General features: G+C 71.6%; 28 protein-coding genes. 14 read left to right on the forward strand and 14 right to left on the reverse strand.

The window, feature by feature from the left end:
• The first annotated feature begins 472 nt into the window (after window positions 1–472).
• Window positions 473–1948, forward strand: coding sequence for a histidine kinase N-terminal domain-containing protein (locus KMS84_RS17410; RefSeq protein ID WP_256917153.1), 1476 nt, complete (start codon window positions 473–475; stop codon window positions 1946–1948).
• Between the two features lie 181 nt (window positions 1949–2129).
• Here KMS84_RS17410 and KMS84_RS17415 read toward each other — a convergent pair whose 3' ends face one another.
• Together KMS84_RS17415 and KMS84_RS17420 are read right to left on the reverse strand one after the other, a co-directional pair.
• Window positions 2130–2387 carry a WhiB family transcriptional regulator gene (locus KMS84_RS17415; RefSeq protein ID WP_016639615.1) on the reverse strand — a complete coding sequence of 86 codons (258 nt, stop codon included), beginning with the start codon at window positions 2385–2387 and terminating at the stop codon, window positions 2130–2132.
• Window positions 2388–2706: 319 nt separating this feature from the next.
• Window positions 2707–3672, reverse strand: coding sequence for a diacylglycerol/lipid kinase family protein (locus KMS84_RS17420; protein ID WP_256917154.1), 966 nt, complete (start codon window positions 3670–3672; stop codon window positions 2707–2709).
• A 146-nt stretch (window positions 3673–3818) separates the two neighbouring features.
• Between KMS84_RS17420 and KMS84_RS17425 the strand changes: the two genes are divergently transcribed.
• Window positions 3819–4259, forward strand: a complete 441-nt coding sequence (locus KMS84_RS17425) for a hypothetical protein (RefSeq protein ID WP_256917155.1) — start codon at window positions 3819–3821, stop codon at window positions 4257–4259.
• Window positions 4260–4274: 15 nt separating this feature from the next.
• On the opposite strand, the gene KMS84_RS17430 is transcribed toward KMS84_RS17425, so the two are convergent.
• From KMS84_RS17430 to KMS84_RS17440, 3 genes are all read right to left on the reverse strand, one after another.
• Window positions 4275–5372: an RNA polymerase sigma factor SigF gene (locus KMS84_RS17430; protein ID WP_438818945.1), complete on the reverse strand. Its 1098-nt coding sequence runs from the start codon at window positions 5370–5372 to the stop codon at window positions 4275–4277.
• A 17-nt stretch (window positions 5373–5389) separates the two neighbouring features.
• Window positions 5390–5803, reverse strand: coding sequence for an ATP-binding protein (locus tag KMS84_RS17435; protein WP_004925829.1), 414 nt, complete (start codon window positions 5801–5803; stop codon window positions 5390–5392).
• 366 nt (window positions 5804–6169) lie between these two features.
• A complete protein-coding gene (locus KMS84_RS17440) occupies window positions 6170–6430 on the reverse strand; it encodes a UBP-type zinc finger domain-containing protein (RefSeq protein WP_190151029.1) in 261 nt (86 codons plus the stop codon).
• A 59-nt stretch (window positions 6431–6489) separates the two neighbouring features.
• Between KMS84_RS17440 and KMS84_RS17445 the strand changes: the two genes are divergently transcribed.
• Complete coding sequence (locus tag KMS84_RS17445; protein ID WP_256917157.1) at window positions 6490–8088, forward strand: Na+/H+ antiporter; 1599 nt, start codon at window positions 6490–6492, stop codon at window positions 8086–8088.
• Between the two features lie 70 nt (window positions 8089–8158).
• On the opposite strand, the gene KMS84_RS17450 is transcribed toward KMS84_RS17445, so the two are convergent.
• Entirely contained in the window at window positions 8159–9046 is an 888-nt protein-coding gene (locus KMS84_RS17450) for a 1-aminocyclopropane-1-carboxylate deaminase/D-cysteine desulfhydrase (RefSeq protein ID WP_256917158.1), read from the reverse strand.
• Between the two features lie 174 nt (window positions 9047–9220).
• On the opposite strand from KMS84_RS17450, the gene KMS84_RS17455 reads away from it, so the two are divergent.
• The 3 genes from KMS84_RS17455 to KMS84_RS17465 all read left to right on the forward strand — a co-directional run bounded on the left by KMS84_RS17455 (window position 9221) and on the right by KMS84_RS17465 (window position 12083).
• Window positions 9221–10627, forward strand: a complete 1407-nt coding sequence (locus tag KMS84_RS17455; RefSeq protein ID WP_256917159.1) for a family 2B encapsulin nanocompartment shell protein — start codon at window positions 9221–9223, stop codon at window positions 10625–10627.
• 80 nt (window positions 10628–10707) lie between these two features.
• Window positions 10708–11736, forward strand: coding sequence for a family 2 encapsulin nanocompartment cargo protein polyprenyl transferase (locus KMS84_RS17460; RefSeq protein ID WP_256917160.1), 1029 nt, complete (start codon window positions 10708–10710; stop codon window positions 11734–11736).
• A 65-nt stretch (window positions 11737–11801) separates the two neighbouring features.
• Entirely contained in the window at window positions 11802–12083 is a 282-nt protein-coding gene (locus KMS84_RS17465; RefSeq protein WP_256917161.1) for a hypothetical protein, read from the forward strand.
• A 28-nt stretch (window positions 12084–12111) separates the two neighbouring features.
• Here KMS84_RS17465 and KMS84_RS17470 read toward each other — a convergent pair whose 3' ends face one another.
• From KMS84_RS17470 to KMS84_RS17480, 3 genes are read right to left on the reverse strand one after another with little or no spacing between them, the layout of a single operon-like run.
• Window positions 12112–12915, reverse strand: a complete 804-nt coding sequence (locus KMS84_RS17470; RefSeq protein WP_256917162.1) for a VOC family protein — start codon at window positions 12913–12915, stop codon at window positions 12112–12114.
• Window positions 12912–13325, reverse strand: coding sequence for a VOC family protein (locus KMS84_RS17475; RefSeq protein ID WP_256917175.1), 414 nt, complete (start codon window positions 13323–13325; stop codon window positions 12912–12914). Before KMS84_RS17475 ends, KMS84_RS17470 begins: the two co-directional genes overlap by 4 nt.
• 21 nt (window positions 13326–13346) lie before the next feature.
• On the reverse strand, window positions 13347–13748 hold the full coding sequence (locus KMS84_RS17480; RefSeq protein WP_256917163.1) for a helix-turn-helix transcriptional regulator: 402 nt from the start codon (window positions 13746–13748) through the stop codon (window positions 13347–13349).
• A 102-nt stretch (window positions 13749–13850) separates the two neighbouring features.
• On the opposite strand from KMS84_RS17480, the gene KMS84_RS17485 reads away from it, so the two are divergent.
• The 3 genes from KMS84_RS17485 (at window position 13851) to ppk2 (ending at window position 16315) form a co-directional block, all read left to right on the forward strand.
• Entirely contained in the window at window positions 13851–15005 is a 1155-nt protein-coding gene (locus tag KMS84_RS17485; RefSeq protein WP_256917164.1) for an inorganic phosphate transporter, read from the forward strand.
• A gap of 22 nt (window positions 15006–15027) precedes the next feature.
• Window positions 15028–15261, forward strand: a complete 234-nt coding sequence (locus KMS84_RS17490; RefSeq protein WP_256917165.1) for a hypothetical protein — start codon at window positions 15028–15030, stop codon at window positions 15259–15261.
• Window positions 15262–15388: 127 nt separating this feature from the next.
• Window positions 15389–16315 carry a polyphosphate kinase 2 gene (gene ppk2, locus KMS84_RS17495; RefSeq protein WP_256917166.1) on the forward strand — a complete coding sequence of 309 codons (927 nt, stop codon included), beginning with the start codon at window positions 15389–15391 and terminating at the stop codon, window positions 16313–16315.
• 109 nt (window positions 16316–16424) lie between these two features.
• Here the strand turns inward: ppk2 and sodN are convergent, their stop codons facing one another.
• Complete coding sequence (sodN, locus tag KMS84_RS17500; RefSeq protein WP_256917167.1) at window positions 16425–16820, reverse strand: superoxide dismutase, Ni; 396 nt, start codon at window positions 16818–16820, stop codon at window positions 16425–16427.
• A gap of 145 nt (window positions 16821–16965) precedes the next feature.
• On the opposite strand from sodN, the gene sodX reads away from it, so the two are divergent.
• Window positions 16966–17400, forward strand: coding sequence for a nickel-type superoxide dismutase maturation protease (gene sodX, locus KMS84_RS17505; RefSeq protein WP_285893639.1), 435 nt, complete (start codon window positions 16966–16968; stop codon window positions 17398–17400).
• On the opposite strand, the gene KMS84_RS17510 is transcribed toward sodX, so the two are convergent.
• The 4 genes from KMS84_RS17510 to KMS84_RS17525 all read right to left on the reverse strand — a co-directional run bounded on the left by KMS84_RS17510 (window position 17283) and on the right by KMS84_RS17525 (window position 20985).
• Window positions 17283–17933 carry a CGNR zinc finger domain-containing protein gene (locus KMS84_RS17510; protein WP_256917168.1) on the reverse strand — a complete coding sequence of 217 codons (651 nt, stop codon included), beginning with the start codon at window positions 17931–17933 and terminating at the stop codon, window positions 17283–17285. The genes sodX and KMS84_RS17510 overlap by 118 nt on opposite strands.
• A 327-nt stretch (window positions 17934–18260) precedes the next feature.
• Window positions 18261–19022 carry an amino acid ABC transporter ATP-binding protein gene (locus tag KMS84_RS17515; protein ID WP_285893630.1) on the reverse strand — a complete coding sequence of 254 codons (762 nt, stop codon included), beginning with the start codon at window positions 19020–19022 and terminating at the stop codon, window positions 18261–18263.
• Window positions 19019–19984, reverse strand: coding sequence for an amino acid ABC transporter permease (locus KMS84_RS17520; protein ID WP_256917169.1), 966 nt, complete (start codon window positions 19982–19984; stop codon window positions 19019–19021). Before KMS84_RS17520 ends, KMS84_RS17515 begins: the two co-directional genes overlap by 4 nt.
• 38 nt (window positions 19985–20022) lie before the next feature.
• The gene (locus KMS84_RS17525; protein ID WP_256917170.1) at window positions 20023–20985 is read right to left on the reverse strand and encodes an ABC transporter substrate-binding protein; all 963 of its coding nucleotides are present in this window, start codon (window positions 20983–20985) and stop codon (window positions 20023–20025) included.
• Between the two features lie 629 nt (window positions 20986–21614).
• Between KMS84_RS17525 and KMS84_RS17530 the strand changes: the two genes are divergently transcribed.
• The 4 genes from KMS84_RS17530 (at window position 21615) to KMS84_RS17545 (ending at window position 25055) form a co-directional block, all read left to right on the forward strand.
• Window positions 21615–22844, forward strand: a complete 1230-nt coding sequence (locus KMS84_RS17530) for an NAD(P)-dependent malic enzyme (protein ID WP_256917171.1) — start codon at window positions 21615–21617, stop codon at window positions 22842–22844.
• A 306-nt stretch (window positions 22845–23150) separates the two neighbouring features.
• Window positions 23151–24116: a zinc-binding dehydrogenase gene (locus KMS84_RS17535; protein ID WP_256917172.1), complete on the forward strand. Its 966-nt coding sequence runs from the start codon at window positions 23151–23153 to the stop codon at window positions 24114–24116.
• 124 nt (window positions 24117–24240) lie between these two features.
• Window positions 24241–24450 carry a helix-turn-helix domain-containing protein gene (locus KMS84_RS17540; RefSeq protein ID WP_018571396.1) on the forward strand — a complete coding sequence of 70 codons (210 nt, stop codon included), beginning with the start codon at window positions 24241–24243 and terminating at the stop codon, window positions 24448–24450.
• Window positions 24450–25055 carry a Clp protease N-terminal domain-containing protein gene (locus KMS84_RS17545; protein WP_256917173.1) on the forward strand — a complete coding sequence of 202 codons (606 nt, stop codon included), beginning with the start codon at window positions 24450–24452 and terminating at the stop codon, window positions 25053–25055. The genes KMS84_RS17540 and KMS84_RS17545 overlap by 1 nt, the downstream gene beginning before the upstream one ends.
• The last annotated feature ends 14 nt before the right edge of the window (window positions 25056–25069 follow it).

The following is a 25069-nucleotide window of genomic DNA, read 5'->3' on the forward strand; positions in this document are numbered from 1 at the left end:
GTCGCGGCCCAGGCGGACGGACGTCCGGAATCCGTACGGCAGGCCGCCGATCGGCTCCGGAGGCGGCCCCGGCCGCAAATTGCCCCCACCATGTGGCCCCGCGCGGGAACCCGCACAGGCTAGGCTGCGTTGTGGACGGCAGGGCGTCCGAATACCACACCGACCAACAAGCTCTCTCGCATGGACACGCCCAGTGGTCTAGTCCACAATGGCGGGAGGCGACCGACACAGCCGGCGGCGACACGGCCGGCGACACACTGAGCCTCCGTCTTCCCCGCACAGGAAGGCGGACCGAGGATCCGGGCTCTCTGCCCTGACTGCCCCGGCTCCTCACCTTCGGCCGACGGGACCGCACACCCCGCGGCCGATATTGCTCCGGGCTGCGGTGCCGGGAGGGTTGAGGGTCCCTCCCAGGCGCCGCGGCCCGCGGGTGTTTCCCGCCCCGCGCATACCCCCAGGTACGCTCGCAGACGTGCCCTCCATGAACGAACTCGTACGCCAGCACACCGCACTCGACGACTCCGACCTCGAGTGGCTGCATCTGCTGGTCTCGGAGTGGCAGCTGCTCTCCGACCTCTCCTTCGCCGACCTGGTCCTGTGGGTCCCCACCCGCGACGGCGCCCGCTACGTCTCCGTGGCCCAGATGCGCCCCAACACCGGCCCCACCTCCTACCAGGACGACATGGTCGGCCACCTCGTCCCCCGCGGCCGCCGTCCCCTGCTGGACGCCGCCCTGGACGAGGGCCGGATCGTGCGCGAGGGCGACCCGGAGTGGCGCGAGGAGGTGCCGGTCCGGGTCGAGTCCATCCCCGTCCGGCGCGACGGCCGGGTCCTCGGCGTCATCGCCCGCAACACCAACCTGCTCACGGTGCGCACCCCGAGCCGGCTCGAGCTCACCTACCTCCAGAGCGCGTCCGACCTCGCGCAGATGATCGCGGCCGGCTCCTTCCCGTTCCCCAACCAGCAGATGGACATGGACGCCGCCCCGCGCGTGGGCGACGGTCTGATCCGCGTCGACGCCGACGCGGTCGTCCAGTACGCCTCCCCGAACGCGCTGTCGGCCTTCCACCGCATGGGCCTGGCCTCCGACCTGGTCGGCCAGCACCTCGGTCTGACCACCGCCGAACTGGCCCCGACCCGCGGTCCGGTGGACGAGGCGCTCGCCAAGGTGGCCAGCGGCTGGGCGCCGCGCGAGTTCGAGATCGAGGCCCGCGACGGGGTCATCCAGTTCCGCACGATCCCGCTCAAGCCGAAGGGCGTCCGCATCGGCGCGCTCGTCCTGCTGCGCGACGTGACCGAACTGCGTCGCCGAGAGCGCGAGTTGATCACCAAGGACGCGACCATCCGGGAGATCCACCACCGGGTGAAGAACAACCTCCAGACGGTGGCGGCCCTGCTGCGGCTCCAGGCCCGGCGCATCGAGTCCGAGCGCGGCCGCGAGGCCCTCGAAGAAGCCGTCCGCCGGGTAGGCTCGATCGCCATCGTCCACGAGACGCTGTCCCAGAACCTGGACGAGCGCGTGGAGTTCGACGAGATCGCCGACCGCGTGCTGGCGATGGTCGCCGAGATCTCGCCGGGCAAGGTCGCCGGCCGGCGCAGCGGACGCTTCGGCATCCTCGACGCCGAGGTCGCCACCCCGTTGTCCATGGTCCTCACCGAGATCCTGCAGAACGCTCTGGAGCACGGCTTCGGCGAGGGCGAGACCGGCACGGTCGAGGTCTCGGCGGTCCGCAGGGGCACCAGCAAGGAGGCCCGTCTGCTGGTCACCGTCCAGGACGACGGGGTCGGTCTGCCCGCCGGCTTCGACCCGCACACCTCCGGCAACCTCGGTCTCCAGATCGTGCGGACGCTGGTGGAGGGCGAGTTGAGCGGGACCTTCGACATGGTCCCGGCTCCGGAGCGCGGGACCCAGGTGATCCTGGACATCCCGGTGCGCGCCCAGAAGTAGCCCGCCGACGGGCGCCGGAGGGCGCACAGCAAGAAGCCCCGGACCGTTCAGGGGTCCGGGGCTCGAATGCTCGTTGCCAGCGTGTGCTGCGCATCGGGGGTACTGCGCGCTGCGGCTCGGGGGCGGGAGAAGCGTACGCGTTGTACGCGCCGCCAAGCTCAGGCTTGCGGGGCGGGTGTCGTCAGGCGGAGGCCTGACGGGCCCGGTTGCGGGCGGCGCGGCGCTTCATGGCGCGACGCTCGTCCTCGCTGAGGCCACCCCAGACGCCGGAGTCCTGGCCGGACTCGAGCGCCCACTGCAGACACTGCTCCATAACCGGGCAGCGACGGCAGACGGCCTTGGCTTCCTCGATCTGCAGCAGCGCAGGACCGGTGTTGCCGATGGGGAAGAAGAGCTCGGGGTCTTCCTCGCGGCAAACGGCGTTGTGACGCCAGTCCATGGCTGCTACCTCTCCTTGGTATTACATGCACGTTGCTTGTGAATGTGAACGCTTTCACGAATCCCTCAACAGATGAAGGGCCACCAGCCGGGTTTCCCTGGCTGGACCTGGAGTGTGTTGAGGGGTTCCGGTGATCAGTGGATGCCGGTGTTGCGGGCTGTCCCGATCGCCACGTAGAGACTCGCAAACCTCAGCGGCGGATACAACCCCTTCCGGAAAGTTTTTTTTGATTCCTCGGTGTCGACTAGGTCACAGCCGTACTTCCATGGGGTGGATCCTGGCCTAAACGTTCGAGTGAAAGGACTTCAGCCCTTTCTGCTCACACAATCACACGCAGTGCATGGCGTACGCCTGTGAACGTCACGCTGGTGCGCAGGCCCAGGTGGTCACCGTCCATCTGGAGGGGTAGCGGGACCTTCGAATGCAAGGTGAACCGGTCCAGGTCGTGCAGCGAGACGGCGTGCTTGCCGTGCGGTCCCCGCTCGGGGGACGAAGTGAGCAACTGGGTGCCATATCGGGCAACCGAGGCGGTCGACAGACGGCTGAGACCGAGTACGTCGAGCCCGGTATCGAACGAGGCCTTAGGCGACGCGTACACCGGGCGATTGCCCAGATAGGTCCACGGAGCCGTGTTGCAGACTATGGACAGCACCAAATCGGTCACCGGATCCGCGCCCGGCCGCTCCAGGGTGATGGTTCCGTGCCGGCGCTGTGATTCGCCCAACAGCTGACGCACCGCCTGGCGAATGTAGAGAGCGTGCGTGGATTTCCTGCCGCGTTCGCGCTGCTGCTCCACCCGCCCCACCACTCCGGCGTCGAAACCGAGGCCGGCGTTGAACGTGAACCAGCGCGACGGCACCGCCTCGTCCTCCGTGCCGGGCGTGCCCGAGGCGAGACCGAGGCCGACGGTGCGCTCGCGGCCCTCGCGCAGGGCGTCCAGCAGGGCGCCGGTGGCCTCCACCGGATGGTTGGGCAGATCCAGGGCGCGCGCGAAGACGTTGGTGGAGCCGCCCGGGACCACCGCGAGACCGGGCAGGGCCGGGTCGGGGCCGGCGTGCAGCAGACCGTTGACGACCTCGTTCACCGTGCCGTCGCCGCCGAGGGCCACCACCAGGTCGACGCTGCCGCTCTCCGCCGCCTGGCGGCCCAGATCGCGTGCGTGCCCGCGGTACTCGGTGGTGACCGCCTCCAGCTTCATCTCGCTCGCGAGGGCGTGGATGAGGACATCGCGCGTCCGTGCACTGGTGGTGGTTGCCGCCGGGTTGACCACGAGAAGTGCACGCATGAGTTGCAGCGTACCTACTGGGTGGTACCGGGCACAGGCCGAGGTGGGGATCGGGTAAGAGATCGCGCAGTGAGTCTCGACACGGGCGCCGCCCGGGTCCACGGGCGCTCCGGGGACGGCGCTCGCGTGCGGGCTACCCTTCAGGGGTGAGCAGTGAGCAGACCCCCGCCGCCCCCGAAACCGCAGCGTCCCGCCCGCGCCGGGTGACGTACGCCGCCGCCCTCTGCGCGCTGGAGGGGCTGGCGCTGGTCGCCGGCGGAGCGTGGATGCTCGTGCTGGGCCTCACCGGCGACCCGGACGACCGCCGGCAGGCCGTCACCGGCGGGGTGACGCTGATCGTGCTGGCGCTGCTGCCGCTGCTGGCCGCCCGTGGGCTGCTGGCCCTGCGCGGCTGGAGCCGGGGGCCCGCCGTCATCACCCAGGTCATGGCGGTGCCGGTGGCCTACAACCTGCTCCAGGCCGACAGCATGGCCATCCCGGCGGGCATCGCCCTGATGGCCGCGGCCGTCGCCGCTCTCGTGCTGCTGGTCAACGGGGAGACGACCAGGGCCCTCGGGATCCGGGGGCCCGGCCGCACACCGAAGTAGCCGCCCGCCGCGCGACTACTCCTCGACGAGGAGCTTCTCCCGCAGCTGCGCCAGCGTGCGCGCCAGCAGCCGGGAGACGTGCATCTGCGAGATGCCGACCTCCTGCGCGATCTGCGACTGGGTCATGTTGCCGAAGAATCTCAGCAGCAGGATCCGCTTCTCGCGCGGCGGGAGATCCTCCAGGAGCGGCTTGAGCGACTCCCGGTACTCGACGCCCTCCAGCGCCTCGTCCTCCGCGCCGAGCGTGTCGGCGACGGCCGGCGACTCGTCGTCGGTGTCGGGGACGTCCAGGGAGAGCGTGGAGTAGGCGTTGGCGGACTCCAGGCCCTCCAGGACCTCCTCCTCCGAGATCGCCAGCTTCTCGGCGAGCTCGTGGACCGTGGGGGAGCGGCCGTGCTGCTGCGACAGCTCTGCCGTCGCCGTGGTCAGCGCCAGCCGCAGCTCCTGGAGCCTGCGCGGCACCCGCACCGCCCAGCCCTTGTCCCGGAAGTGCCGCTTGATCTCGCCGACGACCGTCGGGGTCGCGTAGGTGGAGAACTCCACGCCGCGCTCCGGGTCGAAACGGTCGACGGACTTGATGAGACCGATCGTGGCGACCTGGGTGAGGTCGTCCAGCGGCTCGCCGCGGTTGCGGAACCGGCGGGCGAGATGCTCGACCAGCGGCAGGTGCATGCGGACCAGCTGGTTGCGCATCTCCGCGTACTCGGGGCTGCCGTCCTGCAACTTGCGCAGCTCCACGAACATCGCCCGCGCCCCGCTGCGGTCGCCCGGAACCGGAACCGGCGGCGCCGCTGGTTCGTGCTGCGTGCCCGGCACGCTGTGTTCGCCGTCTCGCTCGTGCTCGCTCATCGTCCCGCCCGTCGCCCTGTGTCGAGCCCTCGCCGCTGCTCGGCCCGGGGGCTCGCCCCCGGGCCGCCTCTCCCGGGGCGAGCCCTGCGCGGCTGTGTCCGGCGACCCCGTCTGCGCGGAGGCCGAGTCGTCCTCCGGATGCGGCCGGGCCTGCTCGGGAATGCCGTCGATGCCGTCGGCCATGCGTCGGGAACCGTCCGGAGGGAGTGGCGTCCCGGCGTCGCCGGCCGGCAGCTCCCGTGTGCCGCGCTCTTCGTCCCGCACCGGCCCGTCCCCGTTCCTCACGCCGGCCCGGGTCCCGCGCCGCGCTGTTTGTAGAGGCTGATCGACACGGTCTTGTCCTCGTCGACGGCGGAGGACACCTTGCCCGCGAGGGCGGACAGGACGGTCCAGGCGAAGGTGTCACGCGAGGGGGCGTGACCGTCCGTGGTCGGAGCCGAGACGGTGACTTCGAGCGAGTCGTCGACGAGGCGGAACACGCAGCTGAGTACCGAGCCGGGCACGGCCTGCTGGAGCAGGATCGCGCAGGCCTCGTCCACCGCGATGCGCAGGTCCTCGATCTCGTCCAGGGTGAAGTCCAAACGGGCCGCGAGGCCGGCCGTGGCCGTCCGCAGCACCGACAGGTAGGCACCCGCAGCCGGCAGCCGGACTTCCACGAAGTCCTGGGTCGCGGGCTCGCCTGCGATCTGGGACACCCTCACCTCCAAGGTGGTACAAGCTTTTCGGGGCCGGGGGTCGCCCCCCGGGTAACGCGTGTGTGGTGCAGCGGTGACGCTATCGCGCTCTCACGTTTCCTGTCCCCGGACCCCAACCCCCTGGCGTCACTCACAGTAAAGCTGTGAACACGCTCCGTGTCTAGAGGTCTGTGGACCCAAATGGGAAGAGGGCGCGCCGGGTTGACGTACCCAGGCGTCAGATGGTCGAACCGTACCCGCCGGACGGCCGGGGCGTCTCACGAGTTCGACGCACGCACCGCCGCGGAGGTTCACGCCGGACCGCGGCGGCCGGGGCGAATCGGCCGGGGCGCCGGGCCGGACGGGCCCGGGACGTGCCGGGACGCGTCATACGAGCACGTGGTCGACGAAGCACCACCGCCAGTTCTCCCCGGGCTCGAACGTGCGCATCACCGGATGCCCGGTCTCCTTGTGGTGCGCGGTGGCGTGCCGGCTCGGCGAGGAATCGCAGCAGCCGACGTGGCCGCACGTCAGGCACAGTCGCAGTTGCACCGGGTGGGTGCCGTCCCTCAGACACTCCGGACACGTCTCGCCCAGCGGGACGGGCTCGGGGTGGGGCAGCGCGTCGGCGTGCGTGCACTGTTTCATGATTGCCAGATTACGACGGGCGTGCGGACGACCGCGCGAAAAAAGAGGGCGGGCCGGACATGGACGTGATGCCACTGCTTCTGCTGGTGGCCGGCAGTGCGGCGATCGCGGCGGCGGCCCGGCGCACCCCGGTGCCCGCGCCGCTGCTGCTGGTGGCGGTCGGCCTGGTCGTGTCGTACGTCCCCGGGGTGCCGGACTACACCCTGGACCCGGACGTCGTCCTGCCCCTGCTGCTGCCGCCGCTGCTGTACACCTCGGCCACCGACAGCTCCTACCTCGACCTGCGCGCCCAGCTGCGGCCGGTCGCGCTGCTGTCGGTGGGCTACGTGCTCTTCGCGACCTTCGCCGTCGGCTGGGCCGCCTACCTCCTCGTACCCGGCCTGCCGCTGACGGCCGCCCTGGTGCTGGGCGCGGTGGTCGCGCCGCCGGACGCGGTCGCGGCCACCGCCGTGGCCCGCCGGGTCGGTCTGCCCTCGAGGATCACGACCATCCTCCAGGGCGAGTCGCTGCTGAACGACGCCACCGCGATCACCGCCTACAAGGTGGCCCTCGCGGTCGTCGTCGGCGAGGGCGCGTCCTGGGCCGGCGGCATCGAGGAGTTCCTGGTGGCGGCGGTCGGCGGGACCGCCGTCGGCCTGATCCTGATGGCGCCGCTGCACTGGCTGCGCACCCACCTCAAGGAGCCCCTGCTCCAGAACACGCTCTCGCTGCTGATCCCCTTCGTCGCCTACGCGGCCGCCGAGCAGTTCCACGCCTCCGGCGTCATCGCCGTCGTCGTCGTCGCCCTCTACCTCGGCCACCGCGCGTGGGAGGTCGACTTCGCCACCCGGCTCCAGGAGGAGGCCGTGTGGAAGATGGTCGCCTTCGTGCTGGAGTCGGCGGTCTTCGCGCTGATCGGCCTACAGCTCCCGGTCGTCCTGAAGGGCCTCGGCGCCTACGAGGGGCTGGACGCCGCCTGGTACGCCGTCGTGCTCTTCCTCGTGGTCGTCGCCGCCCGCTTCCTGTGGGTGTACCCGGCGACGTTCCTGCCGCGGTTGCTGTCGCCCCGCATCCGCGCGCGGGAGGAGAACCCCACCTGGCGGGGGCCCGTCGTCATCGCCTGGGCCGGCATGCGGGGCGTGGTCTCGCTCGCCATCGCCTTCTCCATCCCGCTCACCGTGGACGACGGGGACGCGCCCTTCCCGCACCGCAACCTCATCCTCTTCCTCACCTTCACCACCGTCATCGGCACCCTCGTGTTGCAGGGACTGACCCTCCCGCCGCTGATCCGGCTGCTCAGGTTCCCCGAGGCCGATCCCCAGGCCGCGACGCTCGCCGAGGCCAACGCCCAGGCGCAGGCCTCCCGGGTCGCCGAGGAGCGCCTCGACGCCCTGCTGTCCGACGAGCGCAACACCCTGCCGCCGCCGCTCGCGGACCGGCTGCGCGACGTCCTGGAGCGCCGCCGCAACGCCGTCTGGGAGCGCCTGGGCCAGGTCAACCCGGTCACCGGCGAGACGGTCGACGACACCTACCGGCGACTGTCGCGCGAGATGATCAGCGCCGAGCGCGAGGTGTTCGTCCGGCTGCGCGACGGCCGCTACATCGACGACGAGATGCTGCGCACGCTGCTGCGGAGGCTGGACCTGGAGGAGGCGGCGGCCTACCGGGAGGCCACCTGAGGCCGAAGCGACCTGGGGCCGGAGCGACCTGAGGCCGGAGCGGTCCGGGGCGGGGTGGGGCCCCGGGGCCTCACCCGGTGAAGGGCGCGCCCGTCACCACGGCCGCCAGGCGGGTTCCGCGCGCGAAGGCGCCCTCCTCGGCCAGGGCGGCGAGGGCGTAGAGCGACTTGGCGACATAAAGACGTTCGACGGGCACCCCGTGCCGGTGCTCGAAGTCCGCCGCGAAGGCCTCCAGCTCCGGCGTGACCCGCGCGTACCCGCCGAAGTGGAAGCGCTCGTCGAGCCGCCAGTGACCCCGACGGCCCCCGAAGGCCTCCTCCTGGAGGGCCAGTGTCGCCTCGCCCAGGAAGCCTCCCTTGAGAACCGGTATCCCCAGGGCCCGCTGGCCGGGCGCGAGACCGGCGGCCAGGCCCGCGAGCGTGCCGCCGGTGCCGCAGGCGAGCGCCACCACGTCGGCCCCGCCCCGCAGTTCCTCGCCGAGCGCCCGGCAGCCCCGCACCGCCGCCGCGTTGCTGCCGCCCTCGGGGACGACGTAGGCGCCCTCGGCGCCCGCCGCGCCCAGGATCTCCCGCAGCACCCGCGGCTCGGACTTCCCGCGGTAGACCGCGCGGTCCACGAAGTGCAGGCGCATGCCGTCGGCGGCACAGCGGGCCAGCGAGGGGTTCAGGGGCCGGCCGGCCAGCTCGTCTCCGCGCACCACGCCCACCGTGGGCAGCCCCAGCAGACGGCCGGCCGCGGCGGTGGCCCGCAGATGGTTGGACCAGGCGCCGCCGAAGGTCGCCAGCGTGCGGCCCGCGGCCCGCTCCAGGTTGGGCGCGAGCTTGCGCCACTTGTTGCCGACCAGCTCCGGATGGATGAGGTCGTCCCGCTTCAGCAGCAGCCGCACCCCGTGTCGCGCGAACCGGTCGTCGACGACCTCCTGGAGCGGGGAGGGCAGGCTCGGGCGCAGGTCGGTCACCCGCCCATTGTCGAACACCGATCCGGGAAATCCGCCGCTTCCCAGGCCCGCGATGATCCATTCCCGCTCTTTCGGGTAATAGCACGAGCACACACCGTGATGGAAGGCTGACCCGCGTGAACAGTGCATCGGCGCAGTTCGGCGTCGCTGCATGAATCGGGAGGGCAATTTCTCATGTCGGTAGGCGAAGAGGTCCGCTCGGAGTCGGGCAAGCCGCAGCAGAGTCTCGGCACCGCGGCCGCGCGGAACCTGGCCACCACGACCAAGTCCGCACCGCAGATGCAGGAGATCAGCTCCCGCTGGCTGCTGCGGAATCTGCCCTGGGTCGACGTGCAGGGCGGTACGTACCGGGTCAACAGGCGCCTGACGTACGCGGTCGGAGACGGCCGCATCACGTTCGTCAAGACCGGCGACCGGGTCGAGGTCATCCCCGCCGAGCTGGGCGAGCTGCCCGCACTGCGCTCCTACGAGGACGAGGAGGTGCTGGGGGAGCTGTCCCAGCGCTGCCGGCAGCGGGAGTTCGGCCCCGGCGAGGTCATCGCCTCCTTCGGCAGCCAGACCGACGAGGTCTACCTGCTGGCGCACGGCCGCGTGGAGAAGGTCGGGACCGGCCCCTACGGCGACGACCAGGTGCTCGGAGTCCTGGCCGACGGCGCGTACTTCGGCGACCAGGCGCTCCTCGACGCGGACGCCATCTGGGAGTACACCGCCCGCGCCGACACGGCCTGCACGGTGCTGATCCTCGCCCGTCAGGACGTCGAGCAGGTCGCGGAGCGCGCCGACTCCCTGCGCGAACACCTCCAGCAGCTGCGCGCGATTCCCGAGCAGCGCACCAACAAGTACGGCGAGAAGGCGGTCGACCTCGCGGCCGGCCATGCCGGCGAGCCGGACATCCCGCACACGTTCGTCGACTACGACGCCAGGCCCCGCGAGTACGAGCTGAGCATCGCGCAGACCGTCCTGCGCATCCACTCGCGCGTCGCCGACCTGTACAACCAGCCGATGAACCAGACCGAGCAGCAGCTGCGGCTGACGGTCGAGGCGCTCAAGGAGCGCCAGGAGCACGAACTCGTCAACAACCGGGAGTTCGGTCTCCTGCACAACTGCGAGTACGACCAGCGGCTCCAGCCGCACGACGGCGTGCCCAGCCCGGACGACCTGGACGAACTGCTCAGCAGGCGGCGCGGCACCAAGATGCTGCTTGCCCACCCGCGCGCGATCTCCGCGATCGGCCGTGAGCTCAACAAGCGCGGGCTCGTACCCGAGACGATCGACGTCGGCGGCAACCGCATCCCCACCTGGCGCGGGGTGCCGATCTACCCCTGCAACAAGATCCCCGTGACCGAGGCGCGGACGAGTTCGATCATCGCGCTGCGCCTGGGCGAACAGGACCAGGGCGTCATCGGTCTGCGCCAGTCGGGCATCCCGGACGAGATCGAGCCGAGCCTGTCCGTGCGGTTCATGGGCATCAACGAACAGGCCGTCATCAAGTACCTGGTCACGGCGTACTACTCGGCCGCCGTGCTGGTGCCGGACGCGCTCGGCGTCCTGGAGAACGTCGAGATCGGCCGCTGGCGGTGACCTCCGCCGTCCGGCGGCACCGGGGTGAGACACGCGAAAGGCGGACGTCCATCGGGACTCGGGGCGAGGGCGATCCGGGGATGGCCGACGAGCACGAGGCGGCGGCCGTCCTGGAGCGGTCCAGGGCGTCGGTCGACCCCGCGCTGAGAGCGGCGCTCGACTCGCTGCCCGCCTCGATGCGCCGGGTCGCGCTCTACCACTTCGGCTGGGAGCACGCGGACGGCACGGCGGCCGCGGACAACGCCGGCAAGGCGATCCGGCCGGCGCTCGTGCTCGCCGCGGCCGCGGCGCTCGGCGGCCCTGCGGCCCGTGCGGCGGCGGTCCGGGCCGCCGCGGCGGTCGAACTGGTCCACAACTTCACGTTGCTGCACGACGACGTGATGGACCGGGACACCACCCGCCGCCACCGTCCCACCGCGTGGACCGTGTTCGGCGACGCCGACGCGATCCTCGCCGGGGACGCCCTCCAGGCCCTCGCCCTGGGCCTGCTCGCCGCGGACCCGCACCCCGCGTCCCGGCCGGCCGCGGCCAGGCTCGCGGCCTGCGTGGTCGAGCTGTGCGCCGGCCAGCAGGCGGACACCGCCATGGAGGGACGCGCCCCCGCCGACATCACCCTCGACGAGGTGCTCGTCATGGCCGAGGCCAAGACGGGCGCGCTGCTGGGCTGCGCCTGCGCGGTCGGCGCGCTGTACGCGGGAGCGCCCGAGCAGGACGTCGACGCGCTGGACGCCTTCGGCCGGGAGGCCGGGCTCGCCTTCCAGCTCATCGACGACGTCATCGGCATATGGGGGGACCCCCGGCACACCGGCAAGCCGGCCGGCGCGGACCTCGCCGCCCGCAAGAAGTCCCTGCCGGTGGTCGCCGCGCTCACCTCGGCCACCCCGGCGGCCCGGGAGCTGGCCGCGCTGTACGCGGCGCCCTACGAGCCGGCCGACCTGGACCGGACCACCCTGGCGGTGGAGCGGGCGGGCGGCCGCGCGTGGGCGCAGGAGGAGGCGGCCGACCGGATGGCCCGGGCGATGCAGGAGCTGGCCCGGGCGATCCCGGACCCGGAGTCGGCGGGCGGCCTGCTGTGCCTGGCCGAGTTCGTCACGCGCCGCACCGCGTAGGCGCCCGGGACGCCGGCGGCGTACGGCGGGGAGCGCTTCGGCGGCGGTCGCCCTACTCTGAGGACATGGACAGGGAACAACGCGTCTGTTCCGCCTGCGGGCAGCCCGTGCAGTCCGTCGTCCGGCGGCACAAGACGCTGGGCGCATGGGTGCCGCGCTGGGTGCCGGGGCCGTGCCACAACCCCGGGTGCGCGGAGTACGTGGAGCCGGGCGCCGAGCCCCACCTCGCCGCCCCCGGCCACGCCGTCGACCCCGGGCGCCCCGCCGGTCCCGGGCGCGCGTCCGGGACCGAGCGCTCCGCCGTGACCGAGGAGGAGCCCGGCGCTTCCGCCGCACGGTCCTCGTGAGCGCGGGCCGCGAGGTCCGGCGGGCGGGTCAGGATCCGGCCCGGGGCAGGCCGCCCGTCTCGGCGTCGCGGCCGGTCAGGCAGTACACGCCGCCGGCCGGGTCGCGCAGCACCGTCCAGTGCGGGTGACGCGCGACGAACTCGGCGCCGAGCCGTTCGTGCCGGGCGCGCACGGCGTCCACGTCCGCCCCGCAGGCGAGGTCGAGATGGGCCGAGGGCGGAGCGGTATCGGCGCCATCGCCACCGCTGCCGCCGTCCCGGCCGTCGCCGGTGTGCTCGTCGTCGAGACGTTGCAGCAGGATGCGGACCGGGAGTCCGGCAGGCGGCTCGACCACGTGGAACTCCGGCCGTGATCCCGGCCGGGCCGGCCAGTCGGGCAGCAGCGCGGTCCAGAAGGCGACCTCGGCGTCGAACGCCGACGGCGGCAGGTCCAGGCACACCTGGTCGAGACGGCTGCCGGCCACCACCGGCGGCCGCACGGCCTCCCCCTGCCACGGCACCGCGCAGAACGCGTGCCCGGCCGGAGAGCGCAGCACGGCCCACCCGTCGTGGACGGCCGCCGGCTCCGCGCCGAGCCCGCGGGCCTCCTCGACGAAGCCGGGCACGTCCTCGACGGCGAAGTCGAGATGAGCCCCGCCGTCGCCGCCCGAAACGCCCTGGACCTTCACACAGGCGTCCGCGCCCTCGGGCAGCAGGGTGACGAACTCCTGCCGCTCGCCCCTGAGCCCGGACGGGCGGGTGTCGGTGACCGCCGTCCAGAAGGCGCAGGCCCGCTCGAAGAGCGCGGCCGGCCGGTCCACGAAGGCGTACGTCCAGCGGACCGGTCTGCTCACGCCTTGCGCTCCAGGAACCGCAGCATGTTCCCGGCCGGGTCCCGGAACGCGCAGTCGCGCACGCCGTAGGGCTGGTCCGTCGGCTCCTGGAGCACCTCGACACCGGCCTCCCGCACCCGGGCGTGCAGCGCGTCGCAGTCGGCGGTGGTGAAGATGACGCCGCGCAGCACGCCCTTGGCGAGCAGCCGGGCCATCGCCTCCCGGTCGGCGGGGGAGAAGTCCGGGTTCGCGCCCGGCGGTTCCAGCACGACGGCGACGTCGGGCTGTAGCGGCGACCCGACGGTCACCCACCGCATGCCCTCGTAGGAGACGTCGTTGCGGACTTCGAGACCGAGCACCTCGACGTAGAAGTGCAGGGCCTTGTCGTGGTCGTCGACGGAGACGAAGCACTGGTGGAGCTTGAGGTCCATGAGGTCAGCCATGGGCCCAGCCTAGGCGCGCCGGCCCCGCACGGGGCGGGTGAACGTCCTGGCCACGCAGGGCGGGATCACCGCGCTCTCGTCGTGCGACCGGGCCCGGTACGCGCTCGGGGTCTCCCCGACCAGCTCGGTGAAACGGGAGCTGAACGAGCCGAGCGAGCTACAGCCGACCGCCATGCAGACCTCCGTCACGCTCAGGTCGCCGCGGCGCAGCAGGACCTTGGCGCGCTCGACGCGGCGGGTCATCAGATAGCCGTAGGGGGTCTCGCCGTAGGCCTCGCGGAAGCTGCGCTGGAAGTGGCCGGGGGACATCAGCGCCGTGGTGGCGAGCGCGGCGACGTCCAGCGGCTCGGTGTACTCGCGGTCCATCCGGTCCCGCGCCTGCCGCAGCCTCACCAGGTCCTCCCGATTCATCACGCCAGCATGGCACGATCCCCGTCCGCGGGGCGGGCGGACGGGGAACAGGCTTCGCCTCCCGTTCGCCCGCCGTACGAAAGCGCTTGTTCCCATGAGGGAATGGACCACATCACGTTCCTCGTGGCGGTCGTCATCGTCACGGCCCTGGCCTTCGACTTCACCAACGGGTTCCACGACACGGCGAACGCGATGGCGACCTCCATCGCCACCGGCGCGCTCAAGCCGAGAACGGCGGTCCTGGTGAGCGGGGCCCTCAACATCGTGGGCGCCTTCCTGTCCACCGAGGTGGCGAAGACCATCTCGGGCGGCATCGTGGACGACCGTCTCGTCTCCCCGGGGATGATCTTCGCGGGGCTGGTCGGGGCGATCCTGTGGAACCTGCTGACCTGGCTCGTCGGTCTGCCGTCGAGTTCGTCGCACGCGCTGTTCGGCGGGCTGATCGGAGCGGTGTGGGTGGGAGCGGGCTCCCACGGGGTGCACTTCGACAAGGTCGTCGAGAAGATCCTGATCCCGGCCGTGGCGTCCCCGCTGGTGGCGGGCGGGGCGGCGCTGGTCGCGACCTACCTGGCGTACCGGCTCACCGCGCGGGCCCGGCAGAAGCCGGTCGCCGAGGGGTTCCGGATCGGGCAGATCGCCTCCGCCTCGCTGGTGTCCCTCGCGCACGGCACCAACGACGCGCAGAAGACCATGGGCGTCATCACCCTGACCCTCATCTCGGCCGGTGCGCTCGGTCCCGACGCCGGGCCGCCGGTGTGGGTGATCGCCTCCGCGGGCCTCGCGATCGGCCTGGGCACCTATCTGGGGGGCTGGCGGATCATCCGCACCATGGGCAAGGGCCTCACGGAGATCCAGTCCCCGCAGGGCTTCGCCGCCGAGACGGCCTCCACGACCGTCATCCTCACCTCGGCGCACCTCGGTTTCGCCCTGTCCACCACGCAGGTCGCCTCCGGCAGCATCCTCGGCGCAGGTCTGGGAAGGCGGTTGGCAGAGGTGCGGTGGGGTGTCGCGGGGCGCATGGTGATCGCATGGCTGGTCACCCTGCCCGCTGCGGCCCTGGCCGGGGGCCTCGCGGCGAGCGCGGTCACGCACGGCGGGAACGCCGGGACGACCGTGGTGGCCCTCGTCGGCGTCGCCCTCGCCGCGGGGATCGTGGCGATCTCCCGCCGCAACCCCGTGCACGCCCACAACGTCAACGAGACCCACGAGATCACCCTCGGCGCCGCGTCGCCGACGGACGTCCGAACGGCCGCCTGAGTCACCCCAGGGAGTTGTCCTCATGAACATCGACTGGAGCGCGCTCGGCCAGGTCACCGCGGTGAGCGTCGGCGTCACCGTCGCCGTGGTCGCCGTCTTCACGCTAGGCGTCCTGGGACTGGCCCGGGCGCAGGACGGGCACGGGGAACGCGCGGGTGTCCGGGTCGCCGGCCGGGCGCAGGCGGTCCTGTGCTTCCTCGCCTGCGCGACCGTGGTGGCGTACGGGATCCGTCTCATCGTCCCGCAGTTCCACTGACCCGGCGCCGGCCCCCGGCCGCCCCGAGCACCGGCACCCCAGCCACCACATCACCGACGCGACATCACCGACGCGACATCACCGACGCGACATGCCAGCGGATATCCGAGACCGGGAGGCGGACGCCATGACGACACGGCCCCTGCTGTCCGAGCAGGCCGACCTGCGGGTCGACTACACCGACCAGGACGACCCCGTGCTGATACGGCCGGACGGGAGCCCCATCGACACCTGGCGGGAGAACTATCCGTACGCGCAGCGCATGGAGCGCAAGGAGTACGACTGGCACAAACGGCTCCAGCAGATCGAGCTGCTGAAGCTGCAGAGCTGGATCAAGGAGACCGGACGCCGCCTCGTCATCGTCTTCGAGGGCCGGGACGCGGCCGGCAAGGGCGGCACCATCAAGCGGTTCACCGAGCACCTCAACCCGCGCGGGGCCCGGGTCGTGGCGCTGGAGAAGCCCACCGAACGCGAGCGCGGCCAGTGGTACTTCCAGCGGTACGTCGAGCAGCTTCCGACCGCGGGCGAGATCGTGCTCTTCGACCGGTCCTGGTACAACCGGGCCGGCGTCGAGCGGGTCATGGGCTTCTGCACCGACGACGAGTACCAGCGCTTCGCCCGCCAGGCGCCGATGTTCGAGCGGATGCTCGTGGACGACGGCGTCGACCTGGTGAAGTTCTGGTTCTCGGTGTCGCAGAGCGAGCAGCGCACCCGTTTCACGATCCGCCAGATCGATCCGGTGCGGCAGTGGAAGCTCAGCCCGATGGACCTCGCCTCGCTGGACCGCTGGGACGACTACACCGCGGCCAAGGTCGCCATGTTCCGCGAGACGGACACGGCGTACGCGCCCTGGACGGTGGTCAAGAGCAACGACAAGAAGCGGGCCCGGGTCGAGGCCATGCGCAGCGTGCTCGCCCGGTTCGACTACGACGACAAGGACGAGGAGGTCGTCGGCACACCCGATCCGCGCATCGTCGGCGCGGCGGCCGGCCTGCTGGAGGTCGGCGAGGGCGACGGGGCGGACGGCGTCCCGGCGCCGCCGCGCACCGCGTGACGAAGGGGCCCGGTCGGTTGTCCGACCGGGCCCCTCACGCAGGTGCGACGAGCGCCGCCCACGACCCGCGATGGTGCGCCGACCGCAGGTCGTGAACGAGATCCGCAGGTCAGGCCTTCTTGGTCTCCCAGAAGATGTCGCTGATCTCGGAGATCAGCTCCAGCGCCTTCTCGCCCGTCTTCGGGTCCGTCGAGGCCTTGGCGGCCGAGAGGGCCTTCAGGGCGTCGTTGACGAGCTGGTGCAGCTGGGGGTACTTCTCGAAGTGCGGGGGCTTGAAGTAGTCGCTCCACAGCACGGAGACGTGGTGCTTCGCGAGCTCGGCACGCTGCTCCTTGATGACGGTGGCGCGCGCCTGGAAGTGCGGGTCGTCGTTGGCGGCCATCTTCTCCTGCACGGCCTTCACCGACTCCGCCTCGATGCGGGCCTGGGCCGGGTCGTACACACCGCAGGGCAGGTCGCAGTGTGCGCTGACCTTGACCGTGGGGGCAAACAGGCGGGAAAGCATGGAGCGTTCCTTCCTCGTGATCGTCTTCTCAGGTGGGACATTACTCCCTGAGGGAGGCCTTTTGGCGGGTGCCCCCTGGGGCTTAGGACAAAAGTCCGGGGTCAGACTGGGACTGGTGGAGGAACGGACCGGGGAGGTGCCGGGGATGCCGGAACTGTCGCAGGAGGGCGAGCGGGGCAGGGCGGCCGCGCCGTTCGGGCTGGCCGAGGTGACGGGTCCGTCCATGGTGCCCACGCTCCGGCACGGGGACCGGCTGCTCGTGCAGTACGGCGCACGGATCCGGCCCGGTGACGTGGTCGTGCTGCGGCACCCCTTCCAGCAGGACCTGCTCGTCGTCAAACGGGCCGCCGAGCGCCGCGAGGGCGGCTGGTGGGTCCTCGGGGACAACGCCTTCGCCGGCGGCGACAGCACGGACTACGGGACCGTGCCCGACGAGCTGATCCTGGGCAGGGCGCGGCTGCGTTACCGGCCGCTCGCGCCGGGCAGGCGCTCGCCGCTGGCCGTGGTGCGCTGGGCGCTGTCGGCGGCCAGGGTGCTGTCGCCCGCGCGGTCGGCCTCCAGGCGTTTGCGGGCGCGGTAGGCGGCCACGTTGGCGCGGGTGGCGCACCGGTCGGAGCAGTAGCGCCGGGAGCGGTTGGTGGAGGTGTCGAGGTAGGCGTTGCGGCACGGGCTCGCCTCGCACAGGCCCAGCCGGTCGACGCCGTACTCGGTGAGGTGGAAGGCCAGGCCCATGGCCGCGATGGCCGCGTAGCCCGCCGTCGCGTTGGACGGGTGGTCGGCCAGGTGCATGTGCCACAGCGGGCGGCCGTCGTCGTCGCGGAAGTCGTGGCCGGAGATCTGCGGGCTCACCGGGAACTCCAGCAGCAGGGAGTTCAGCAGGTCCACCGCGAGGGTCTCGTCGCCGCCGTCGGCCGCCTCGAAGACCGCGCGCAGCCGGCCGCGGACCGAGCGGAACCGGGTGACGTCCGCTTCGGTGGCCCGGCGGGCGGCCGACTGGTTGCCGCCGAAGAGGCCCCGGACGGCCTCGACGGACGTCAGGGCGTCCTTGCCCCGGGTCGGCTCCTCGCTGTTGACGAGGCGCACGGCGTAGTCCGAGTAATAGGCCAGTTCCACTTGTAATCCTTACGGGGGCGCTCTGTGGTCGGGATGCGGGCGGAGTAACGGCCGTTCGTGCTTCCAGGGTATTACGCGACCCGGGGGGTGGGACGGCGGCGGACGCGCGGACGGCCCCGACGAACACCACGGACCGAACCCAGGACGGGCCGGGCAGCGCGGACGGAGCCGGGCCGGCCCCCGGAACCGGGAGCGCGGACGGAGCCGGGCCGGCGGGAACGCGGGCGGACCATCGCGGGGGACGGCGAGGAGGGGCGGTGCCCGACAACGAGGAGGGGCGGTACGGAGATCTCCGTACCGCCCCTCCTCATGTGCCGCCGCGGGACGCTAGAGCACCTTCGACAGGAAGGCCTGCGTCCGCTCCTGCTGCGGGTTGGTCAGCACATCGCGCGGGTTGCCGGACTCGACGACCACGCCGCCGTCCATGAAGACCAGGCTGTCGCCGACCTCGCGGGCGAAGCCCATCTCGTGGGTGACGACGACCATCGTCATCCCGGACTCGGCCAGGTCGCGCATGACGTCGAGGACGTCGCCGACCAGCTCCGGGTCGAGGGCCGAGGTCGGCTCGTCGAACAGCATCAGCTTGGGGTCCATGGCGAGCGCCCGGGCGATGGCGACGCGCTGCTGCTGGCCGCCGGAGAGCTGCGAGGGGTAGCTGCCGGCCTTGTCGGCGAGGCCGACGCGGTCCAGGAGCTCCCGCGCCCGCTCCCGGGCCTGGGCCTTGCTGACGCCCTTGACCTGGACCGGCGCCTCGACGATGTTGTCGAGCGCGGTCATGTGCGGGAACAGGTTGAACCGCTGGAACACCATGCCGATGTCCCGGCGCTTGAGCGCGACCTCGCTGTCCTTGAGCTCGTACAGCTTGTCGCCCTTCTGGCGGTAGCCCACCAGGTCCCCGTCGACGTACAGGCGGCCGGCGTTGATCTTCTCCAGGTGGTTGATGCACCTGAGGAACGTCGACTTGCCGGAGCCGGACGGGCCGATGAGGCAGAACACCTCGCCGTTCTTGACCTCCAGGTCGATGCCCTTGAGGACCTCGACCGCGCCGAAGGACTTGTGGACGCCCTCGGCCTTCACCATCGCGGTCATGCCGCACTCCTTTCGCGGCCGATCCGCAGGTTGGCACGGATCTTCTGGAAGACCGTGGGCGGCAGGCTACGGCTCGAACCGCGGGCGTAGTAGCGCTCCAGGTAGTACTGGAAGACGCTGAAGACGCTGGTCATGACCAGGTACCAGATGGAGGCGACGAACAGCAGTTCCATCACGGCGAACGACGAGGAGCCGATCACCGAGGTCGAGCGGAGCAGTTCGTTGTACGTCACCACGTAGACCAGCGACGAGGTCTTCAGCATGTTGATGAACTCGTTGCCGGTCGGCGGCACGATCACCCGCATGGCCTGCGGGATGACGATCCGGCGCAGCGTCTTGGCGTGGCTCATGCCCAGCGCGTGCGACGCCTCCGTCTGCCCCTCGTCGACGGCCAGCAGGCCGGCGCGGCAGATCTCGGCCATGTACGCGGCCTCGTTCAGGCCGAGTCCGAGCAGGGCGCACATGAACGGCGTCATGACGTCCGTCATCTCGTCCTTGTAGATCGGACCGAGGTTCAGGACGGGGAAGATCAGCGCCAGGTTGAACCACATCAGCAGCTGCACGTACACCGGGGTGCCGCGGAAGAACCAGATGTAGACCCAGGCGACCGTGCTGGTCACCGGGTTCTTCGACAGCCGCATCACGGCCAGCAGAACGCCCAGGACCACGCCGAGCACCATGGACAGCACGCTGATCAGCAGCGTGCGCCCGGCGCCCGCGATGACCGTCGAGTTGAACAGCTGGTCGCCGACGGTGTTCCACTGGATGTCGCCGTTGGCGAAGGCGTTGACCAGCAGCGCCAGCAGCGCGAGGACGATCACGGCGCTGACCCAGCGGCCGTAGTGGCGCACCGGGATCGCCTTGATGGCCTCCGGCGGGCCGGAGAACGCCGGCGTCTTGGCGACCGGCGGGGTGTCCTCGGGTGGTGCGCCCGCGGAGGACTTGTCGAACTTGTCAGTCATGGGGACTGCCCTTCGAAGACTTCAGAGGTGCGGGTGGATCACTTGCCGCCGTTGATCGAGGCGGACTTGATCGCGCCGCTCTCGGCGCCCCACTTCTCCAGCACCTTCTGGTACGAGCCGTCCTTGATGATCGCGTCGACGGCCTCCTTGAGGGCGTCGCGCAGCTGGGTGTTCTTCTTGTCGACGACGATGCCGAAGGGAGCGGCCTCGTACTGCTTGTCGAGCACCTCGAAGGTGTTGCCGCCGCCCGCCTTGCGGGCCATGTCCACGGCGACCGGGTAGTCGTTGACGCCGGCCACGGCGCCGCCGGACTTCACGCGGGTCTGGGCCTCGGTGTCGTTCTCGAACGACTCGATCTTGAGGGCCGCCTTGCCGCCGCCGGTGCACTTCTTCGACTGCGCCTGAAGGGCCTCTTCGTAGGTGGTGCCCCGCTGCACCGCGACGGTCTGGCCGCAGAGGTCGTCCAGGGTCTTGATGCCCTTGGGGTTGCCCTTCTTCACGTAGACGGCCGTGCCGGCGGTGAAGTAGTCGACGAAGTCGACGCCCTCGCCGAGCTTCTTGCCCTTGTCGTCCAGGCCTTCCTGGCGCTGCTTGTTGTCCGTGATCGACGACATGGCGACGTTGTAGCGGCCGGTGTTCACCGCGGTGATCAGGGTGTCGAAGCCGCCCGAGGTGAACTGGAAGTCGACGCCGAGCTGCTTGCCGAGGGCCGCGGCGATGTCGGGGTCGACGCCCACGATCTTGCCGCCCTCGACGGACTCCATCGGGGCGTACTCGGCGTTGGTGCCGACCTTGATGACGCCCGCCTTCTGGATGTCGGCCGGGAGCTTGGAGAAGAGGGGTGCCTTGTCGGAGCTGCTCGACGACTCGGAGGAGCTGCCGCCGCTGTTGGTCTGGTCGCCGCAGGCGGAGAGCAGCAAGGCGCCCGCGACCGCGAGAGATCCGACCGCTGCCAGGCGGGTGCGCGCGGCGGTCGTGTGTCGGGTGGAGCGTGCGGTCATGGTGGGTTCCTCCGGCGGATGGATGGAGATGCCGATGGCTCGACAAATGCCGATGGGTCGACGAGAACACAGACCTTCGGGTGTCGCGACCTCGTGTGATTACGGCATCTTGCCATTCGGACGACGCCATTCAGGGGGCCAGCCATGTCAAAATCGGATAACGGGCGACCCCCGAACCGCATCAGTCCGGTACATCACGACCGGACGGAGCCGGACCATCTGCGGGAATCTCCCGTTCCGGCCGAAAGATCTTCGGTTCCTCCCAGGATGTGATCACCCGACCTCTGTCCCGCCGCCGACCTCACCCCACGTCAAGGCGGTGTCAAGGGTTGTCAAGGGTTTTCCGGAGCCCGGTGGGTCCGCGCGCATGAGCCGCGTCACTCGCGGTGATCTCTGTCGAAGGTCCACAGCTCCGGGGATGTGACCTTGCACCGAATGGACTCGTCGGCTGTGGTCTCCGTCCGGTAAGAAGGTTTTTTACACCCCTCATCCGGGGCTCAGGGCGCGTGTGCGGCGCGCCCGACGCCAGGCGCCCGTACGCAACACCTCAGGGCCCTGTGCGATGCCCGCCCACTTCTCAATCAGGAGTGGCCACCCTCAAACCATGCAGACCTAAGGGGTACAACACAGTGGCAGCGGAGATCGTCAATCCTCGCAGCGAGAACGCCGACCAGACGGGCCGGGAGGGCGGTGCGGAGCCCCTCGACTCGTTCGACCCCGTGTTCGCGCTGCACCGAGGCGGAAAGATGGCCGTGCAGGCCACCGTCCCGGTCCGCGACAAGGACGACCTGTCCCTCGCTTACACCCCCGGCGTCGCGCGCGTGTGCACCGCGATCGCGGAACAGCCGGACCTGGTGAACGACTACACCTGGAAGTCGTCCGTCGTCGCCGTCGTGACCGACGGCACGGCCGTCCTCGGGCTCGGGGACATCGGCCCCGAGGCCTCCCTCCCCGTGATGGAGGGCAAGGCCATCCTCTTCAAGCAGTTCGGCGGCGTGGACGCGGTTCCGATCGCGCTCGCCTGCACGGACGTGGAAGAGATCATCGAGACGGTGGTGCGCCTCGCGCCCTCGTTCGGCGGAGTGAACCTGGAGGACATCTCGGCGCCGCGGTGCTTCGAGATCGAGCGCCGCCTCCAGGACGCGCTCGACATCCCGGTCTTCCACGACGACCAGCACGGCACCGCGATCGTCACGCTGGCGGCGCTGCGCAACGCGGCGCGGCTGAGCGGGCGCGGCATCGGCGAGCTGCGGGCGGTCATCTCGGGCGCCGGCGCGGCGGGCGTCGCCATCGCCAAGATGCTGGTCGAGGCCGGCATCGGGGACGTCGCGGTCGCCGACCGCAAGGGCGTCGTCTCGGCGGAGCGGGAGGACCTGACCGACGTCAAGCGCGAGCTGGCCTCCTACACGAACAAGGCCGGGCTGACCGGCTCGCTGGAGAGCGCGCTCGCCGGCGCGGACGTCTTCATCGGCGTTTCCGGCGGCACGGTGTCCGAGGAGGCGGTGGCCTCGATGGCGAAGGGCGCGTTCGTCTTCGCCATGGCCAACCCGAACCCCGAGGTGCACCCGGACGTCGCCCACAAGTACGCGGCGGTCGTCGCGACCGGGCGGTCGGACTTCCCGAACCAGATCAACAACGTGCTGGCGTTCCCGGGGATCTTCGCCGGTGCGTTGCAGGTGCGGGCGTCCCGGATCACCGAGGGCATGAAGATCGCGGCCGCCGAGGCGCTGGCGGGCGTCGTCGGGGACGACCTCGCGGCGGACTACGTGATCCCGTCGCCGTTCGACGAGCGGGTCGCTCCCGCCGTGACCGCGGCCGTCGCCGCGGCGGCCCGTGCGGAAGGGGTCGCTCGTCGCTGACGTGCGCCCCGGATGGCCCCGCCCGTCACGGGCGGGGCCGTTTCTTTGCCCGACCGTCACTCCGGTCGGGTGGTGACGGGGGCACGGGGGCCTGCTGTCTACGCTGCCGCTCCCTCCGGGTTGCGCCGGCGCAACCCGGAGGGAGCGCGTCGGGGCCGGTGTCGGGGTCGGGGCCGAGCGCCGTGGGGCACGGGCGCGAAGGGCGAGAGGGCGCGTCCCACCGTGCCGGGCGGCGGAGCGCAAGAGGGCGTGTCTCACAGTGCCGTCCGGTTTCGTTCGACGTCGCCGGACCCTAGGGTCGGGATCATGTTCGCCGCCTACGCCGCCCGAATCGACCGCGACCAGCCGCTTTCCGGCCTGGAGTTGGGGGAGCGCCCGGCCCCCGAGGCCCGTCCCGGCTGGAGCGTCGTCGACGTCCGGGCCGCTTCCCTCAACCACCACGACCTCTGGTCGCTCCGGGGCGTCGGTCTCCCGGAGGGCCGGCTGCCGATGATCCTCGGCTGCGACGCCGCCGGTGTCGACGCGGACGGCAACGAGGTGGTCCTGCACTCCGTGATCGGTCAGACCGGACACGGCGTCGGGCCCGACGAGCCCCGTTCCATCCTCACCGAGCGCTACCAGGGCACCTTCGCCGAGCAGGTCGCCGTGCCCACCTGGAACGTCCTGCCCAAGCCCAAGGAACTCTCCTTCGCGGAGGCCGCCTGTCTGCCCACGGCATGGCTGACGGCGTACCGCATGCTCTTCACCAACGCGGGCGTGCGCCCCGGCGACTCCGTTCTCGTCCAGGGGGCCGGCGGCGGCGTCGCCACGGCGGCCATCGTGCTGGGCAAGGCCGCCGGGCTTCGGGTCTTCGCCACCAGCCGGGACGAGGCCAAGCGCAAGCGGGCCCTGGAGCTCGGCGCGGTCGAGGCGGTGGAGCCGGGCGCCCGGCTGCCGCAGCGCGTGGACGCCGTCATCGAGACCGTCGGCGCGGCCACCTGGTCGCACTCGGTGAAGTCGCTGCGGCCCGGCGGGACGCTCGTCATCTCCGGAGCGACCAGCGGCGACGCCCCCTCGCACGCCGAGCTGACGCGGGTCTTCTTCCTGGAGCTGAAGATCGTCGGATCCACCATGGGCTCCAAGGACGAGCTGGAGGACCTGCTCGCCTTCTGCGCCCTCACCGGCGTCCGCCCCGTCATCGACGAGGTACTCCCGCTCGACCGGGCCCGCGAGGGCTTCGAGCGGCTCGCGAACGGCGAACAGTTCGGCAAGATCGTGCTCACCAACGGCTGAGCGGCCCGCCGGTGGTCCGGCGTGCGCGGTCGCGGGGCGGGTCCGGGACGCCGGGCCCGCCTTTTTCGCGCCGGGCGTGTCAACCGTGGTTGACAATCGGATGCCGTCAACGTAAGTTGACGCCATGACCGAAGCAACGGATCTCGCCGAGCGGGCCGGCGACCGCGATCCCCGAGTCGGACTGCGCGCCGTCGCGGCACTGCGCCGGCTGCTGGAGCAGCTGGAGGCGGTGCAGGTGCGCAGCGCGCGCAACCAGGGCTGGTCGTGGCAGGAGATCGCCGCGGAACTCGGGGTCAGCAGGCAGGCCGTGCACAAGAAGTACGGGAGGCAGTGATGTTCGAGCGCTTCACGAAGGACGCGCGCGCCGCGGTGCGGTCGGCGGCGGCGCACGCCGAACGGGCCGGGGCGCAACGGGTGGACGAGACGCATGTGCTGCTCGCCCTCCTCGACGGGGAGGCCGGCCGCGGATCGGTCGCGCTGACCTCGCTGGGGCTGCCGCCGGGCGGGCGCGAGGGCCTCGTGCGGGACCTGGGCGAGGTGCGCCGCCGGGGCGGCCTCTCCCGGGCCGACGCGGACGCCCTGTCGGGGCTGGGCATCGACGTCGGCGAGATCGTCTCGCGGGTGGAGGAGGCCCACGGGGAGGGGGCGCTGGCGGCCGAGGGCGGGCAGGGCCCGGGCGGGCGGCTCTTCGGCGGACGGCCCTTCGACCGCGGCGCCAGGGAACTGCTCACCGACACGCTGCGCATCGCCCTCGCCCGGCGCGAACGGCACATCGGCGACGAGCATCTGCTGCTCGCCCTCGCCGCCCGCCGCGGCGCCCCCTCGGAGGTCCTCGCCGACCACGGCGTCACCTATACCGCCCTCACCCGCGTGCTGTACGGCGACGAGGGCCGGGGCCGGGGCGAGGGCGGCGGGGGCGTCACCGCCGAGGCCGGGTGAGAACGCGAGAGGGC

This window comes from Streptomyces hilarionis (assembly GCF_024539675.1).
GTDB lineage: Bacteria > Actinomycetota > Actinomycetes > Streptomycetales > Streptomycetaceae > Streptomyces > Streptomyces hilarionis.

Bases quoted from the DNA above. Each gene is read 5' to 3' on its own strand.
- sodX (WP_285893639.1), top strand. From the start codon at position 16,966: ATGCCGGAACTGTCGCAGGAGGGCGAGCGGGGCAGGGCGGCCGCGCCG.
- KMS84_RS17440 (WP_190151029.1), bottom strand. From the start codon at position 6,430: ATGAAACAGTGCACGCACGCCGACGCGCTGCCCCACCCCGAGCCCGTC.
- KMS84_RS17455 (WP_256917159.1), top strand. From the start codon at position 9,221: ATGTCGGTAGGCGAAGAGGTCCGCTCGGAGTCGGGCAAGCCGCAGCAG.
- KMS84_RS17525 (WP_256917170.1), bottom strand. From the start codon at position 20,985: ATGACCGCACGCTCCACCCGACACACGACCGCCGCGCGCACCCGCCTG.
- KMS84_RS17535 (WP_256917172.1), top strand. From the start codon at position 23,151: ATGTTCGCCGCCTACGCCGCCCGAATCGACCGCGACCAGCCGCTTTCC.
- KMS84_RS17465 (WP_256917161.1), top strand. From the start codon at position 11,802: ATGGACAGGGAACAACGCGTCTGTTCCGCCTGCGGGCAGCCCGTGCAG.
- KMS84_RS17545 (WP_256917173.1), top strand. From the start codon at position 24,450: ATGTTCGAGCGCTTCACGAAGGACGCGCGCGCCGCGGTGCGGTCGGCG.
- KMS84_RS17515 (WP_285893630.1), bottom strand. From the start codon at position 19,022: ATGACCGCGATGGTGAAGGCCGAGGGCGTCCACAAGTCCTTCGGCGCG.
- ppk2 (WP_256917166.1), top strand. From the start codon at position 15,389: ATGACGACACGGCCCCTGCTGTCCGAGCAGGCCGACCTGCGGGTCGAC.
- KMS84_RS17420 (WP_256917154.1), bottom strand. From the start codon at position 3,672: ATGCGTGCACTTCTCGTGGTCAACCCGGCGGCAACCACCACCAGTGCA.
- KMS84_RS17490 (WP_256917165.1), top strand. From the start codon at position 15,028: ATGAACATCGACTGGAGCGCGCTCGGCCAGGTCACCGCGGTGAGCGTC.
- KMS84_RS17540 (WP_018571396.1), top strand. From the start codon at position 24,241: ATGACCGAAGCAACGGATCTCGCCGAGCGGGCCGGCGACCGCGATCCC.
- KMS84_RS17460 (WP_256917160.1), top strand. From the start codon at position 10,708: ATGGCCGACGAGCACGAGGCGGCGGCCGTCCTGGAGCGGTCCAGGGCG.
- KMS84_RS17445 (WP_256917157.1), top strand. From the start codon at position 6,490: ATGGACGTGATGCCACTGCTTCTGCTGGTGGCCGGCAGTGCGGCGATC.
- KMS84_RS17480 (WP_256917163.1), bottom strand. From the start codon at position 13,748: ATGAATCGGGAGGACCTGGTGAGGCTGCGGCAGGCGCGGGACCGGATG.
- KMS84_RS17475 (WP_256917175.1), bottom strand. From the start codon at position 13,325: ATGGACCTCAAGCTCCACCAGTGCTTCGTCTCCGTCGACGACCACGAC.
- KMS84_RS17485 (WP_256917164.1), top strand. From the start codon at position 13,851: ATGGACCACATCACGTTCCTCGTGGCGGTCGTCATCGTCACGGCCCTG.
- KMS84_RS17520 (WP_256917169.1), bottom strand. From the start codon at position 19,984: ATGACTGACAAGTTCGACAAGTCCTCCGCGGGCGCACCACCCGAGGAC.
- sodN (WP_256917167.1), bottom strand. From the start codon at position 16,820: ATGCTTTCCCGCCTGTTTGCCCCCACGGTCAAGGTCAGCGCACACTGC.
- KMS84_RS17415 (WP_016639615.1), bottom strand. From the start codon at position 2,387: ATGGACTGGCGTCACAACGCCGTTTGCCGCGAGGAAGACCCCGAGCTC.